The sequence below is a fragment of the Streptomyces sp. NEAU-W12 genome (assembly GCF_026242095.1).
GTDB lineage: Bacteria > Actinomycetota > Actinomycetes > Streptomycetales > Streptomycetaceae > Streptomyces.
Genome location: NZ_JAPJDM010000013.1, coordinates 123,999 through 137,959, shown reverse-complemented (window position 1 = coordinate 137,959; position 13,961 = coordinate 123,999). Strand labels below are relative to the sequence as shown.

The 13,961-nt window shown below is 73.4% G+C and carries 11 protein-coding genes; 2 read left to right on the top strand and 9 right to left on the bottom strand.

Going from position 1 to position 13,961, the window contains the following annotated elements:
- Positions 1–106: 106 nt before the first annotated feature.
- The 4 genes from ORI94_RS18345 to hrcA form a co-directional block, all read right to left on the bottom strand.
- Positions 107–847: a 16S rRNA (uracil(1498)-N(3))-methyltransferase gene (locus tag ORI94_RS18345; protein WP_266076762.1), complete on the bottom strand. Its 741-nt coding sequence runs from the start codon at positions 845–847 to the stop codon at positions 107–109.
- Positions 844–1,917, bottom strand: coding sequence for a nitronate monooxygenase (locus ORI94_RS18340; protein WP_266076759.1), 1,074 nt, complete (start codon positions 1,915–1,917; stop codon positions 844–846). The genes ORI94_RS18345 and ORI94_RS18340 overlap by 4 nt, the downstream gene beginning before the upstream one ends.
- Positions 1,918–2,096: 179 nt before the next feature.
- Positions 2,097–3,236 carry a molecular chaperone DnaJ gene (gene dnaJ, locus ORI94_RS18335; protein ID WP_266076756.1) on the bottom strand — a complete coding sequence of 380 codons (1,140 nt, stop codon included), beginning with the start codon at positions 3,234–3,236 and terminating at the stop codon, positions 2,097–2,099.
- Positions 3,237–4,253 carry a heat-inducible transcriptional repressor HrcA gene (gene hrcA, locus ORI94_RS18330; protein ID WP_042172081.1) on the bottom strand — a complete coding sequence of 339 codons (1,017 nt, stop codon included), beginning with the start codon at positions 4,251–4,253 and terminating at the stop codon, positions 3,237–3,239.
- Positions 4,254–4,422: 169 nt separating this feature from the next.
- Between hrcA and ORI94_RS18325 the strand changes: the two genes are divergently transcribed.
- Both ORI94_RS18325 and ORI94_RS18320 read left to right on the top strand, forming a co-directional pair.
- Positions 4,423–5,148 (top strand): MBL fold metallo-hydrolase, encoded by a 726-nt coding sequence (locus tag ORI94_RS18325; protein WP_266076753.1) that lies wholly within the window; start codon positions 4,423–4,425, stop codon positions 5,146–5,148.
- 43 nt (positions 5,149–5,191) lie between these two features.
- Positions 5,192–6,001 carry a DUF3097 domain-containing protein gene (locus ORI94_RS18320; RefSeq protein ID WP_266076750.1) on the top strand — a complete coding sequence of 270 codons (810 nt, stop codon included), beginning with the start codon at positions 5,192–5,194 and terminating at the stop codon, positions 5,999–6,001.
- A gap of 81 nt (positions 6,002–6,082) precedes the next feature.
- Here the strand turns inward: ORI94_RS18320 and ORI94_RS35340 are convergent, their stop codons facing one another.
- The 5 genes from ORI94_RS35340 to ORI94_RS18290 all read right to left on the bottom strand — a co-directional run bounded on the left by ORI94_RS35340 (position 6,083) and on the right by ORI94_RS18290 (position 13,643).
- Positions 6,083–6,478 carry a hypothetical protein gene (locus ORI94_RS35340; RefSeq protein WP_323056069.1) on the bottom strand — a complete coding sequence of 132 codons (396 nt, stop codon included), beginning with the start codon at positions 6,476–6,478 and terminating at the stop codon, positions 6,083–6,085.
- Between the two features lie 197 nt (positions 6,479–6,675).
- Positions 6,676–7,908 carry a radical SAM family heme chaperone HemW gene (hemW, locus tag ORI94_RS18310; RefSeq protein ID WP_266076747.1) on the bottom strand — a complete coding sequence of 411 codons (1,233 nt, stop codon included), beginning with the start codon at positions 7,906–7,908 and terminating at the stop codon, positions 6,676–6,678.
- 58 nt (positions 7,909–7,966) lie between these two features.
- Positions 7,967–10,213: an ATP-binding SpoIIE family protein phosphatase gene (locus tag ORI94_RS18305; RefSeq protein WP_266076985.1), complete on the bottom strand. Its 2,247-nt coding sequence runs from the start codon at positions 10,211–10,213 to the stop codon at positions 7,967–7,969.
- A gap of 257 nt (positions 10,214–10,470) precedes the next feature.
- On the bottom strand, positions 10,471–11,061 hold the full coding sequence (locus tag ORI94_RS18300; RefSeq protein WP_266076744.1) for a YcxB family protein: 591 nt from the start codon (positions 11,059–11,061) through the stop codon (positions 10,471–10,473).
- A gap of 707 nt (positions 11,062–11,768) precedes the next feature.
- Positions 11,769–13,643 carry an AMP-dependent synthetase/ligase gene (locus ORI94_RS18290; RefSeq protein WP_266076742.1) on the bottom strand — a complete coding sequence of 625 codons (1,875 nt, stop codon included), beginning with the start codon at positions 13,641–13,643 and terminating at the stop codon, positions 11,769–11,771.
- Positions 13,644–13,961 lie beyond the last annotated feature (318 nt).

Sequence of the window (13,961 nt, the reverse complement as noted above, 5' to 3'; positions counted from 1 at the left end):
ACGGTAGAGCGCATACGGCCACCGCAGGCGCCCCCGCCCCGCCCTCGCTGCCGGGCCTGGTCGGCGCCCCGGTGCGCCGGCATCCCGGCACCTCGGTGGTCCCGGATCAGGACCAGCGGCCCGTACGGGTCAGGAGCACGGCCGTCGCCGCGGTGCCGGCGGTGGAGGTGCGCAGGACGCTGCGGCCCAGGCGGTAGGGCTTGGCGCCGGCCTGCGCGAAGAGCTCCAGCTCCTCCGGCGAGACCCCGCCTTCGGGGCCGACGACCAGCACGATGCTGCCGGAGGAGGGGAGTTCGGCGGTCGCGAGGGGTTCGGTGCCGCTCTCGTGGAGGACGGCGGCGAAGTCGGCTTCGGCGAGAAGTGACGCAACCTGCCGGGTTGTGGCCGCGTCCGCGACCTCCGGGAAGCGCGTCCGGCGGGACTGCTTGCCCGCCTCGCGGGCCGTCGCCCGCCATTTGCCGAGGGACTTCAGCCCGCGCTCGCCCCGCCACTGGGTGACACAGCGCGCCGCCGACCACGGCACGACCGCGTCGACGCCGACCTCGGTCATCGTCTCCACGGCCAGCTCGCCCCTGTCCCCCTTGGGCAGGGCCTGGACGACGGTGAGCCGGGGCGACTCCACGGGCTCCTCGACGACGTCGCCGAGGAGCACGACCAACCGGTCCTTGCCCTCGGTTGCGGTCACCTCGCCCTCGGCCCGGCGGCCGGCGCCGTCGGTGAGGACGACCTTCTCCCCGGCCCGCAGCCGCTTCACGGAGACGGCGTGCCGTCCCTCGGGTCCGTCGAGCACGTGGTGGCCGGAGCCGTCCGTGCCGAAGTCGTCCACGACGAAGACCGGGGCGGTCATCGGGCACCTCCCGCCGACAGCGCGGTCCGGGTGGCGGTGAGTTCGGCGGCCAGCACCTCCACCAGCTGCCCGGCGGGCAGCTCGCGGGCCATCCGGTGGCCCTGTCCCGCCCACAGCGCCATGCCCTGGGGGTCCCCGGCGGTGGCGGCGGCCTTGCGCAGCGGGGCGGTCAGATGGTGGACGTCCGGATAGGCGGCGGGGGCGTACCGGCCGTGCTCGCGCAGGAAGCGGTTGACCAGGGCGCGGGCCGGGCGTCCGGAGAAGGCGCGGGTCGGCTCGGTGCGGGTGTACAGGGGGTTGGTCAGCGCCTGCTTGTGCAGGACGTGCGCACCGGACTCGTGCGTGGCGAGGAACGCCGTGCCGAGCTGGGCCGCCGAGGCGCCGACCGCCAGGACGGCGGCGATCTGGCTGCCGTGCATGATGCCGCCGGCCGCGACGATCGGGATGTCCACGGCCTCCCGCACCTGGCTGACCAGGGGCAGCAGCCCGATGCCGGAGCAGTCCGTCTCCGGGCAGTCCCGGTGGGTGCCCTGGTGGCCGCCGGCCTCGGCGCCCTGCGCTATCACCGCGTCGGCGCCCGCGTCCTGAACGGCCCGCGCCTCGCCGGGGGTGGTGGCGGTGGCCAGCGTGAACGTGCCGGCGCGGCGCAGGGCGTCCAGGACGTCCCGGGCGGGCACGCCGAAGTGGAACGACACCACCGGCACCGGGTTGTCGAGCAGGACGGCGAGTTTGGCGTCGTAGCCGTCGTCGCGGCCGTCGTCGGGGTCGCCCAGCCCGGTGGAGTACCAGGAGGCCTCACCGGCCAGCTGATGGGCGTAGACGCCGACGGCGGCGGGGTCGGGGGTCTCGGGCTGGGGCATGAAGACGTTGACGCCGAAGGGGAACCCGGTCAGCCCGCGCAGCTGTTTGATCTCCTGGTACATCCCGTCCGCGGTCTTGTACCCGGCGGCCAGGAACCCGAGCCCGCCCGCCTCGGACACGGCCGCGGCGAGCTGCGGCACGGCGACTCCGCCCGCCATCGGGGCCTGCACCACGGGGTGCCGGAGGAGGTCGGTGAGGGCCAAGGACATGACGGCATGTTGCCACGTCCTTCGGGCATCTCCGAATTCGATCGGGGACGGACCACCACCGGATCGGGAGCGGGTCGCGAGTGGGTCCGAAACGGCTCCGGAGCCGATCGCGCCCCTGGCGCGGCCCGCTTCCGGGGGCACCGCGGGGACCTCGTCCGGTCCCCGCGGGAAAGCGCCCGTCAGCGCCCGTTGAAGGCGTCCTTCAGCCGGGAGAACAGGCCCTGCTGGCCCGGCTGGAACTGGCCCAGCGGGCGCTCCTCGCCGCGGAGCTTGGCGAGTTCGCGCAGCAGGCGCTCCTGTTCGGGGTCGAGCTTGCCCGGGGTCTGCACCTCGACGTGCACGATGAGGTCGCCCCGGCCGCCGCCCCGCAGGTGCGTGACGCCCCGGCCGTGCAGCGGGATCGACTGGCCGGACTGGGTGCCGGGCCGGATGTCGACCTCCTCCATGCCGTCCAGCGTCTCCAGCGGCACCTTGGTGCCGAGGGCGGCCGCCGTCATCGGGAGGGTGACCGTGCAGTGCAGGTCGTCGCCGCGCCGCTGGAACATGGCGTGCGGCAGCTCGTGGATCTCGACGTACAGGTCGCCGGCGGGACCGCCGCCGGGGCCGACCTCGCCCTCGCCCGCCAGCTGGATCCGGGTCCCGTTGTCCACACCGGCCGGGATCTTCACCGTCAGGGTGCGGCGGGAGCGGATCCGGCCGTCGCCCGCGCACTCGGGGCACGGGTTCGGGACGACGGTGCCGAAGCCCTGGCACTGCGGGCAGGGGCGCGAGGTCATGACCTGGCCCAGGAAGGACCGGGTGACCTGCGAGACCTCGCCCCGGCCGCGGCACATGTCACAGGTCTGCGCCGTGGTGCCCGGCGCCGCGCCCTCACCGCTGCACGTGGTGCAGACGACCGCCGTGTCGACCTGGATGTCCTTGGTGGTGCCGAACGCGGCCTCGTCCAGCTCGACCTCGAGGCGGATCATCGCGTCCTGGCCGCGGCGGGTGCGCGAGCGCGGACCGCGCTGCGACGCCGTGCCGAAGAACGCGTCCATGATGTCGGAGAAGTTCCCGAAGCCGCCCGCCCCGAAGCCGCCCGCGCCGCCGCCTGCTCCGGCCTGTTGGAGCGGGTCGCCGCCGAGGTCGTAGACCTGCTTCTTCTGCGGATCCGACAGGACCTCGTAGGCGGCGTTGATCTCCTTGAACCGCTCCTGGGTCTTCGGATCCGGGTTGACGTCCGGATGCAGCTCGCGGGCGAGTCGCCGGAAGGCCTTCTTGATCTCTTCCTGCGACGCGTCCCGGCGCACGCCGAGTACGGCGTAATAGTCGGTGGCCACTTACGACTCCGCCAGGATCTGTCCGACGTACCGTGCCACTGCGCGTACCGCTCCCATCGTTCCCGGGTAATCCATGCGGGTCGGTCCGACCACGCCGAGCTTGGCAACCGCCTCGCCGCCCGAACCGTAGCCCACCGACACGACGGACGTGGAGTTGAGTCCCTCATGGGCGTTCTCATGACCGATACGGACGGTCACGCCCGGATCCTTCGCCTCTCCGAGCAGCTTGAGAAGCACGACCTGCTCCTCGAGCGCCTCCAGGACAGGCCGGATCACCAAGGGGAAATCGTGCCCGAAGCGGGTCAGATTGGCGGTGCCGCCGATCATCAACCGCTCCTCGTTCTCCTCGACCAGCGTCTCCAGGAGGGTGGAGAGCACGGTCGAGACCGTACCGCGTTCCTCGGGGTCGAAGGCCTCCGGGAGGTCCTCGACGAGGGACGGTACATCGGTGAAACGGCGGCCCGCGACACGGCTGTTGAGCCGGGCCCGCAGATCCGCCAGGGACGCCTCGCCGACCGGCGCCGGGCAGTCGACCATGCGCTGCTCGACCCGTCCGGTGTCCGTGATCAGCACCAGCATGGCGCGCGCGGGCGCCAGCGGGAGCAGTTCCACGTGCCGCACGGTCGAGCGGGTCAGCGACGGGTACTGCACGACGGCGACCTGCCGGGTGAGCTGCGCGAGCAGCCGCACCGTGCGGGCCACGACGTCGTCCAGGTCGACGGCGCCCTCGAGGAAGTTCTGGATGGCGCGCCGCTCGGGCGCGGTCATCGGTTTGACGCCGGCGAGCTTGTCCACGAAGAGCCGGTAGCCCTTGTCGGTGGGGATGCGCCCGGCGCTGGTGTGCGGCTGGGCGATGAAGCCCTCGTCCTCCAGGGCCGCCATGTCGTTGCGCACGGTGGCCGGGGAGACGCCCAGGTTGTGCCGCTCGGTGAGGGCCTTGGAGCCGACGGGCTCCTCGGTGCCGACGTAGTCCTGGACGATGGCGCGCAGCACCTGGAGCCTGCGTTCACTGAGCATCACGCACACCTCCAAAAGCCGTCCGCCCGGTCCGTTTCCCGGATGCCCTGGCACTCTTCGCACGCGAGTGCCAGACTCCCCGCCCAGTGTACGACCGGGGGGTACTCCCCGGGCAAGGCCGGTCCCGCGCGGACGCGCCGCGAAAGCCGTGGGCCGTTAGCGTCGCGGTATGACGGTGGCGTGGGAAGAGGCGGGATGGGAAGGGCTGGCGCCGGGGGTGGGGCGGTGCCGGCTCCCGGTGTGGGACTGCACGGTGGGCCTCGTCGTCGGCGCGGACGCGGTGCTGCTCGTGGACGCCGGTTCGTCCCTGCGCGAGGGCGCGCGGCTGCGGGCCGGGGCGCAGTCGCTCGCCGGGCGGCGTGTGACGCATCTCGCGCTCACCCACCCCCACTTCGACCACGTGCTGGGGGCGGCGGTGTTCGCGGGCGCGGAGGTGTTCGGCGCGGTGGGGCTGGACACGGTGCTGGCGCGGGGGCGCGAGGAACTGCTCACGGACGCGGAGCGCCACGGTCTGGACGCGCGGGAGGCCGGGGAGGCGGTGGACGCGCTGGTCCGTCCCCGGCACACGGTGTCCGGCGAGTGGACGCTCGGCCTGGGCGGCGGACGGCGGGCGCTGCTCGCGAACGTGGGACCGGGGCACACGGCGCACGATCTCGCGGTGCTGGTCACCGGCGAACCACGGGTGGTGTTCTGCGGCGACCTGGTGGAGGAGTCCGGCGAACCGCAGGCGGGCCCCGACGCCGTCCCGTCGCAGTGGCCGGGCGCCCTGGACCGGCTGCTGGCCCTGGGCGGCGAGGACGCGGTGTACGTTCCCGGCCACGGCGCGGCGGTGGACGCGGCGTTCGTACGGGCCCAGCGCGACGCTCTCGCGGTCCGCTTCGGCGTGTCGTGCTGAATCCTCGGCCGAACGGGGGCCGGCTTCTCCTATCGTCATCAGAATGCGCCAGTACTCTCCTGACCTGACCCCCGGGTGGAAGAAGTCCCGGCCCGTCCCCGAGGTGCCGGCCGGGCCCGGTCTGGTGGTGGAGGAGCCCGGCAGCGGATTCTGCGGCGCGGTGATCCGCTGCGAGGCGGGCACGGTGACCCTGGAGGACCGCTTCGGCAAGCACCGGGTGTTCCCGCTGGAGCCGCGCGGGTTCCTCCTGGAGGGACGCGTGGTGACGCTGGTGCGGCCGGCCGCCGGTCCGCCGCGTCCGACCCGTACGGCGTCCGGTTCGGTGGCCGTCCCGGGCGCACGCGCGCGCGTGGCACGCGCCGGGCGCATCTACGTCGAGGGGCGCCACGACGCCGAACTGGTCGAGCGGGTGTGGGGCGACGACCTGCGCGTCGAGGGCGTGGTCGTGGAGTACCTGGAGGGCGTCGACGACCTCCCGGCGATCGTCGAGGAGTTCGGTCCGGGCCCGGACGCGCGGCTGGGGGTCCTGGTGGACCACCTGGTGCCGGGTTCGAAGGAGTCGCGCATCGCCGAGGCGGTCACCAGTGAGCACGCCCTGGTGGTGGGCCACCCCTACATCGACATCTGGGAGGCGGTGAAGCCGTCGTCCCTGGGTATCGGGGCGTGGCCCCGCGTCCCGCGCGGCCAGGACTGGAAGACGGGGGTGTGCCGGGCGCTGGGCTGGCCGGAGAACACGGGGGTGGCCTGGCAGCACGTTCTGGGACGGGTGCGGTCCTACAGGGATCTGGAGCCGGAGCTCCTGGGCAGGGTCGAGGAGCTGATCGACTTCGTCACGGAAAGCGGTGGGGCCTGACGCCCTGGAAGCTGCCGAGTTCACTGGTGTCCAGGCCGATGCCCGGCATGTCGAGCGGCAGCCGACCACCGAAGTCCAGCTTCATCCGTGCCTTGTGGTCAGCTGCGCCTTGTGGTCAGCTGCGTCGCCCTCCCCGACCGGCATCGTGAGCAGGACGCGGTGCTCCGTGACCGGGTCGGTGACGAGGTACGCGGGAACCCTGCCGGCGGCGTGGATCGACCGCTCGACGAGGTGATCCCGCACGACACCGGTCGTGGAGACGACTTCGGCCACCCGTGTGATCAGCTCGGACGGCAGCAGACGTCCCGCCTCGGGCGTGGCATCGCGCCCGAGGACCACCGGATCCGGCACGGGCCCGCCGGCCCCGTCGATGATGTCGACGTCCCGGGCCCGGAGACGCGCCCACCGCTTGCGCGGGATCTGGTCCAGGACGCCTTCCACGATCATGTTGTGCACAAGATCGGGACCGGCCGTCATCACGGTGTCCCCCCCCGGAGGAGCTCGACCCTGGCCCCCTCGGGAGGCTCGAACCCCTCGAAGAACCTGGTCGTCCCGCACTCGTCCACAGCGGTCGTCTCCGTGGCCCTCCACATCCGCCGCGTCCTTTCAAGCGGCAGCCCACGAACCAGGGGGGACCGAACCCGCGTTCCGCGGTGCTTCACTCCGCCCAGTGGTCAGTCCACCAGATCCCTGACCACGGCATCCGCCAGCAACCGCCCGCGGAGCCTCAGCACCGCACGCCCCTCCTCGTACGGCTTCCGCTCCAGCAGCCCGTCCGCCAGCGCCCGCCGCGACGCCGCCAGCCCCTCCTCCTTCAGCAGTGACAGCGGCACGCCCTCCCGCAGCCTCAGCTCCAGCAGGATCCGCTCCACCCGCCGGTCCTCGTCCGACAGCAGCTCCCGGCCCGCGCCCGGCGACCGGCCCGACGCCAGCGCCGCCGCGTACGCGCCCGGGTGCTTGACGTTCCACCAGCGCACCCCGCCCACGTGCGAGTGCGCCCCCGGGCCGGCCCCCCACCAGTCGGCACCCCGCCAGTACAGCTCGTTGTGCAGGCAGCGGCCGGCGTCGGAGGTGGCCCAGTTGGACACCTCGTACCAGTCGAATCCGGCCGCCGACAGGGTCTCCTCGGCGATCAGGTACCGGTCGGCGTGGACGTCGTCGTCGGTCATCGGGACCTCGCCGCGCCGGATGCGCCGGGCCAGTCGGGTGCCCTCCTCGACGATCAGCGCGTACGCCGAGACGTGGTCCGGCCCGGCACCGGTCGCCGCGTCGAGCGAGGCCCGCCAGTCGTCGTCGGACTCTCCGGGGGTGCCGTAGATCAGGTCGAGGTTGACGTGCTCGAAGCCCGCCGCGCGCGCCTCGGCGACGCAGGCCTCCGGGCGGCCGGGGGTGTGCGTGCGGTCGAGGACCTTCAGCACGTGCTGCCGGGTGCTCTGCATGCCGAAGGAGATCCGGTTGAAGCCGCCCGCGCGGAGGGCCTCCAGGTAGGCCGGGTCGACCGACTCCGGGTTCGCCTCCGTCGTCACCTCGGCGTCCGCCGCGAGCCCGAACTCGTCACGGATCGCGCCCAGCATCCGTACGAGGTCGTCGGCGGCCAGCAGGGTGGGCGTGCCGCCGCCGACGAAGACGGTGCGGACCTCGCGCGGGTCGTCGCCGAGCACCTTGCGGGCCAGGCGGACCTCGTCGGTCAGGGTCTCGGCGTAGTGGTCGCGGGAGGCCAGCACGCCCCCGCTGCCGCGCAGCTCGGTGGCGGTGTAGGTGTTGAAGTCGCAGTAGCCGCAGCGGGTCGCGCAGTACGGCACGTGCAGGTAGAACCCGAGGGGGCGGTCCGTGGCACCGGCGAGTGCGGACGCGGGCAGCGCGCCGTCGGCGGGGACGGGCTCGCCGTCGGGGAGAGCGGAAGGCATGTGCTCCATTGTCCCGCACGCGCTCCGGTCCCTTCCCGCGTCGTCGGCGCCCCCGGGTTCACTCCGCCTGGAGCACGAGCAGCGCGAGGTCGTCGGCCGGCGGCCGCGCCCCGAACTCGTGGACGAGCCGGTTGATCCTTTCCGCCGTCAGTCCGGCGTCCAGTCCCGCGCAGCCGGCCAGCGCCGTGGCGAGCCCGTCCCCGTCGTCGAACTGGCGGGAGCCGGAGCGCCGCTCGGTGACGCCGTCGGTGACGCAGAGCAGGGTGTCGCCGGGGCGCAGCTCGAAGGTCTCACTGGTGTAGGTGGCGTCCTCGACGACCCCGAGCAGGGTCTGCGGCTGGGCGACGGTACGGACCGTGCCGTCGGGGGCGAGCAGCAGCGGCAGGGGGTGCCCGGCGGAGCCGAGGGTGACGCGGGCGCCGCCGTCGCCCTCGTCGCGGAGGGTGAGCTCGCCGTAGAGCAGGGACAGGAAACGGGTCTGGGGGCCGTCGCCCGGGGCGGAGGGGCGGGCCCCGGCGGCGACGAGGGCGCGGGCGGCGGCGTCGGCGGCCTCGGTGGCGTCGTCGAGGAGCAGCCGGTTGAGGCGGTCGAGGACGTCGGCGACGCGGTAGCCCTCGCGGGCGAGCAGCCGCAGCCAGGGCCGGGCGAGACCGATGACGACGGCCGCCTCGGGCCCTTTGCCCTGGACGTCGCCGACGGCGAAGCACCAGCGGCCCTCGCCCGCCTGGAACAGGTCGTAGAAGTCGCCGCTCGGCCCGCCCTTGTCGAGGGGCTCGTGGACGAACGCGGAGCGCACACCGGGGATCTCGGCGACGGCGCCGGGCAGCAGTCCGCGCTGGAGCACGGCGGCGATGGTGGCCTGGCGGGCGTACTGCCGGGCGGCGCCGATGGCGAGCGCCACGCGCCGCCCGAGATCCTCCACCAGCCCGGTGATCTCGTCCGGGAACCGCCCGATCCCGGCCCGCCCGATCACCAGCGTCCCGAGCGGCCGCCCGCCGACGACGAGCCGGTAGGCGAGGGCCGCACCGGGCGCGGGAACGGAGACCGGAGGGGGGAGGGGGACGGGGGCGGAAACGGAGACGGCGCAGTCGTACGCCGGTCCGCCCTCCGGGGCCCCGGGCATGCCGAGGCTTCCCGGCATGCGGAAGCCCTCCGGCCCGCCGAGAGCGGCCTCCGACCCGCCGAGAGCGGCCTCCGGCAGACCGAGAACAGCCCCCGGCAGGCCGAGAACAGCCCCCGGCAGGTCCAGGTCGGCCTCCGGCAGGTCCAGGTCGGCTTCCGGCATCCGGAACGCCTTCTCGGGCCAGGGGTAGTCGAGCGGGCCGGGGGACAGCGGGTCGGAGGGCGGTGGCGGATTCTGCTCGAGCACCCGGCTCAGTTCCTCGACGCGGCTCTCGTCGGCGTGCCAGACCCGGGCGAGACGGGACCCGCCGGCCGGCACGCCCTCGCCCCAGCCGCCGTGACCGCTGCTCTCGTCCTCCAGCCACACGGCGCACCAGTCCGCGAGCCGCGGAACGATCAGCTGCCCGGTGAGCGCGGCGACGAGATCCTCGTCGAGCTGCCCGGCGAGCAGGTCGGAGGCCTCGGCCAGGAACGACAGCGCCCCGCGGCCCAGCCAGGCCCCGTCCCGCCGGTACGGCCGCGCGGCACGCCACGCCTCCCGGCCCCCACCGGGCCACGGGACCGCGTACGCCCCGTCCGGCTCCGACTCTCCCGCGTACGCGCCCGCGTCGTCGCCCCAGGCGCCCCCGCCGGCCGGACCACCCACGCCGCCCGTCACGTCGTCCGGGTCGTCCGCCGCGAGGCCCCTGGCGGGGACACGGGCCCAGACCGTCTTCGTGTGGGCGCCGGGCCGGTAGGTGATCCCCCAGGCCTCGGAGAGCGCGGCGACGAGCCGCAGCCCCCGCCCGTACTCGTGGCCCTCGGGACTCCCGGAGGGCACCGCGTCCGGCCCGCCGTCGCGCGGGGTGCGGGAGGGGTGCCGGTCGGCGACCTCGATGACGAGCGCGCCGGTGTCCTCCTCCAGCGCGCAGGTGAGCCGTACCTCGGTCCCGGCGTGGACGACGGCGTTGGTGACCAGCTCGCTGGCGATCAGCATGGCGTCGTCGACGGCGCGGGTGGTGAGGTGCTCGACGCCGGGCAGGGCGCGTTCCGTCCACTCGGCGAGCGCCGCCCGCACCAGGGCGCGTGCGGACCCCGGGGCGAGGGAACCGCCGGGCAGGGTCGCGTCCGCCCGCGCACACGCCCGCGCGAACGTCTCGGACGCGGCAGGGGAGGTCTCCCGTTGCGTCGGAATGGCCCCCATGGGCAGCTCCCCGGGCAGTTCGTACGAATACACCTCGATCAATGCCGACAGAGTGACAGACCGACCCCACCCGTAAGCAACGGGTTACCGAAGTGGACCACCGAAAGCAGGAACAGCACTCCACATCCGGTCAGGAGAGGGCCGAAAACCGGCCAGTTCCGCGCAACATCGGAAAGAGAGGGGCGCCGGCCCCGGCCCTGCTCGGACCGGCCGCACGCATCACGGCGGTGCGGGCCCTCACCACCGTGGACGGCGCGTCAGGAACTCCTGACGGGATGCGGGGCGCTCTTCCCCTCGGCCCCGGAGGGGTGCGGCGCGAGATGCCTCGCAACGATCACGCGCATCTCGTCGACGTCCGCTCCCCCGCGCAGTCCACGCTTCGGCAGGAGGGCCATTCCACCGACCGTGTCATCGATGACCAGCACGAAAAGGTTCGCCGTCTCGATGTAGTGGCGGAACGACGACCAGAGGATCCGGCTCTCCACAAGAGCCGTGGTGGCGCGGACGCCGTCGTCGTCCACCCGCATGACGTATTCGCCCTGCGCACGTGCGTACCCGGTCATCCGCCGAACTCCGTGGAGCCGGCTCACCCACCCGCCCACGAGGCCGCCCAGCGCCGCCAGGGAGCCTGTGGTGGCCGCCACCACGAGCACACCTTCGGGCACCTCGAGCAGCTGGAGAACGGCGACAACAGCCACCGTGCCCGCCACGGCAGCCGCCGGCAGACGCCAGAGCACGGCCGGAGGGGTACGGGCGTGGAGCGCCTCGGCCATGTCGGACCGGGTCGGTAGATACGCCAGCTCCGCACCGGCCGGCCCTGGCGCGGTCTCCCGCTTCTCGTCCTCCATGGAACGGAATCGTAGTGGCGCCCGGACGGCCGGGTCCGGAGCGGGGGCTTCCCAGCGCCGGACGTCGATGTGACCGGCTCCCCGACTGGACCGCGGGCAGGCCGAACCCCTCTCCGGAACGAGAACCCGGGCTCTGCGGAGCCCTACGAGCGCTGAGCGCCATCGGCGACTTCTCTGGCGCGAGAGCGGTTACGGCGGCAACGAGGGCGACGAGTGTGTCGAAACAGCCGCCGCTCCGGGAACCGTCCGCGTCGCGGCTCCAAGGACGTGAGCCGGTCGCGCCTCTCCGTCCACGCGGCCGGCCGGGCCGCGTTCGTGGACCTCGCGACGGGCCGCCGAGCCTCCTCGGGGCGTGTCCGGGAGGCGTCCGGCTGGATCGCTGTCCGTGGTGGGCGAAAAGCTGCGGGTCGTCCAGCCCCGCGTCAGAGGTGTGAGCACGTCGGTCACCCCTGTCCACATGCCGCTCGTTCGGGTGCGCACGTGCCATTGGGCTGCCGGCTGCTCACGCTCTCAGCGTGACGTCTGCTTCCGGCCCCGCGGTTCCGGGATCGCGAGTCCGCGCCAGAAGGGGGGGGGGGGGGGGGGCCGGGGGGGGGGGGGGCCCCCCCCCGCCGCCCGCCCGCCGGCGCGGGGCCGGGGGGCCGCCCCGGGTGGGGCCGCCCCCCCCCGCCCCTGTGTCCACGCCCTGCGGAGTCACGCCCTGCGCGTCACACCTCCCGGGCGCCCGCGTACATCTCGTCGATCAGGTGCTTGTACTGGCGCTCCACCACCGGGCGCTTCAGCTTCAGGCTCGGGGTGATCTCGCCGTGCTCGATGTCGAGGTCGCGGGGCAGGACGCGGAACTTCTTGATGGTCTGCCAGCGCTGGAGGCCCTCGTTGAGCTGCTTGACGTAGCCGTCGACCATCTCGACCGTGGCGGGCGCGGCGACGATCTCCGCGTACGGCTTGCCCCCCAGCCCGTTCTCCTGCGCCCAGGCCGCGAGGGCCGCCTCGTCGAGGGCGATGAGGGCGGTGCAGTAGTTCCGGTCGGCGCCGTGCACCAGGATGTTGGAGACGTACGGGCACACCGCCTTGAACTGGCCCTCGACCTCGGCGGGCGCGATGTACTTGCCGCTGGAGGTCTTGATGAGGTCCTTCTTGCGGTCGGTGATCCGCAGGTAGCCGTCGGGCGACAGCTCGCCGATGTCACCGGTGTGGAACCAGCCGTCGGACTCCAGGACCTCGGCGGTCTTCTCGGGCAGCCCGTGGTAGCCCTCCATGATGCCGGGGCCGCGCAGCAGGATCTCGCCGTCGTCGGCGACACGTACCTCGGTGCCGGGCAGCGGCTTGCCGACGGTGCCGGTGCGGTAGGCCTCGCCGGGGTTGACGAAGGAGGCCGCGGAGGACTCGGTGAGTCCGTAGCCCTCCAGGATGTGGATGCCGGCGCCGGCGAAGAAGTGGCCGATGTCGGGTGCGAGGGCCGCCGAGCCGGAGATGCAGGCGCGCAGGTTGCCGCCGAACGCGTCGCGGATCTTGGCGTAGACCAGCTTGTCGGCGACGGTGTGCTTCGCGGTGAGGCCGAAGGGGGCACTGGCGGTGCCGGTGCGGCGGAAGTTGTCCTGGGTGACCTTGGCGTACTCGCGGGCCACGCCCGCGGCCCACTGGAAGATCTTGTACTTGGCACCGCCGCCGGCCCGCGCCTTGGCGGCGACCCCGTTGTAGACCTTCTCGAAGATGCGCGGGACGGCCGCCATGTAGGTCGGCTGCACCACCGGCAGGTTCTCGATGATCTTGTCGACGCGGCCGTCCACGGCGGTGACGTGACCGACCTCGATCTGGCCCGAGGTGAGGACCTTGCCGAAGACGTGCGCAAGCGGCAGCCACAGGTACTGCACGTCGTCCGGGTGGACGAGGCCCGTCGCGGCGATCGCCTTCGCCATGTACGCCCAGTTGTCGTGCGGCAGGCGGACGCCCTTGGGGCGGCCGGTGGTGCCCGAGGTGTAGATGAGGGTGGCCAGCTGGTCCTTGGTGATCGCGGCGACCCGCTCCTTGACCAGCCCGGCGTCCTTCTCCAGCCGGGCCGTGCCGCGGCGCTCCAGCTCGGCGAGGCTGATCACCCAGTCGTCCGTCTCGACGCCGGCCGCGTCGATGACCACGACGTGGCCGAGGTGGGGCAGCTCGGCGCGCTTCGCCGCGACCTTGTCGACCTGCTCGGCGTTCTCCGCGATCAGCACCCGGCTGTCGGAGTCCGACAGGATGTACGCGGACTCCTCGATGTTCGTCTGCGGGTAGACCGTGGTGGTGGCGGCGCCCGCGCACATGATGCCGAGGTCGGCGAGGACCCATTCGACCCGGGTGGCGGACGCGAGCGCCACCCGCTCCTCCGGGTCCACGCCCAGCTCGATCAGGCCGGCCGCGATGGCGTTGACCCGTTCGGCGGCCTGGGCCCAGGTGAGGGACCTCCAGTCGTCGGGGCCCTCGCCCGAGGCGGTCGGGACGGGGTAGCGGTACGCCTCGGCGTCCGGTGTGGCGGCGACACGCTCCAGGAAGAGGGTCGCCACGCTCGGCGGCCGGTTCTCGATCAAAGTCTGTGTGTCGCTCAAGACATCCTCCGGGACCCGCGACGGTGCGGCTGGCTCAGATGCGGCTGGTGTACGGCTGACATGCGGGTGGTGTTCGGTCGGTTACGCTGTCGTACCCTTGTTTAACTCGTGAGTAACCGCCGGGCAGGGACAGAGTAAAGGCCCACCGGCGGCTGCGTAAGGGGCCACGGCCTGTCACTTCGTACGGGTAATCCCCCGACGGGCGCACGACGAACCCGCCGGGGAGCCGCTGCGGAACCGGCTCGGACGCGCCGAGGCCCGTCGTGCGCGCGCACGACGGGCCTCGCTCCGCTCCGGGTCTTCGGCGGGCTCTCCCCC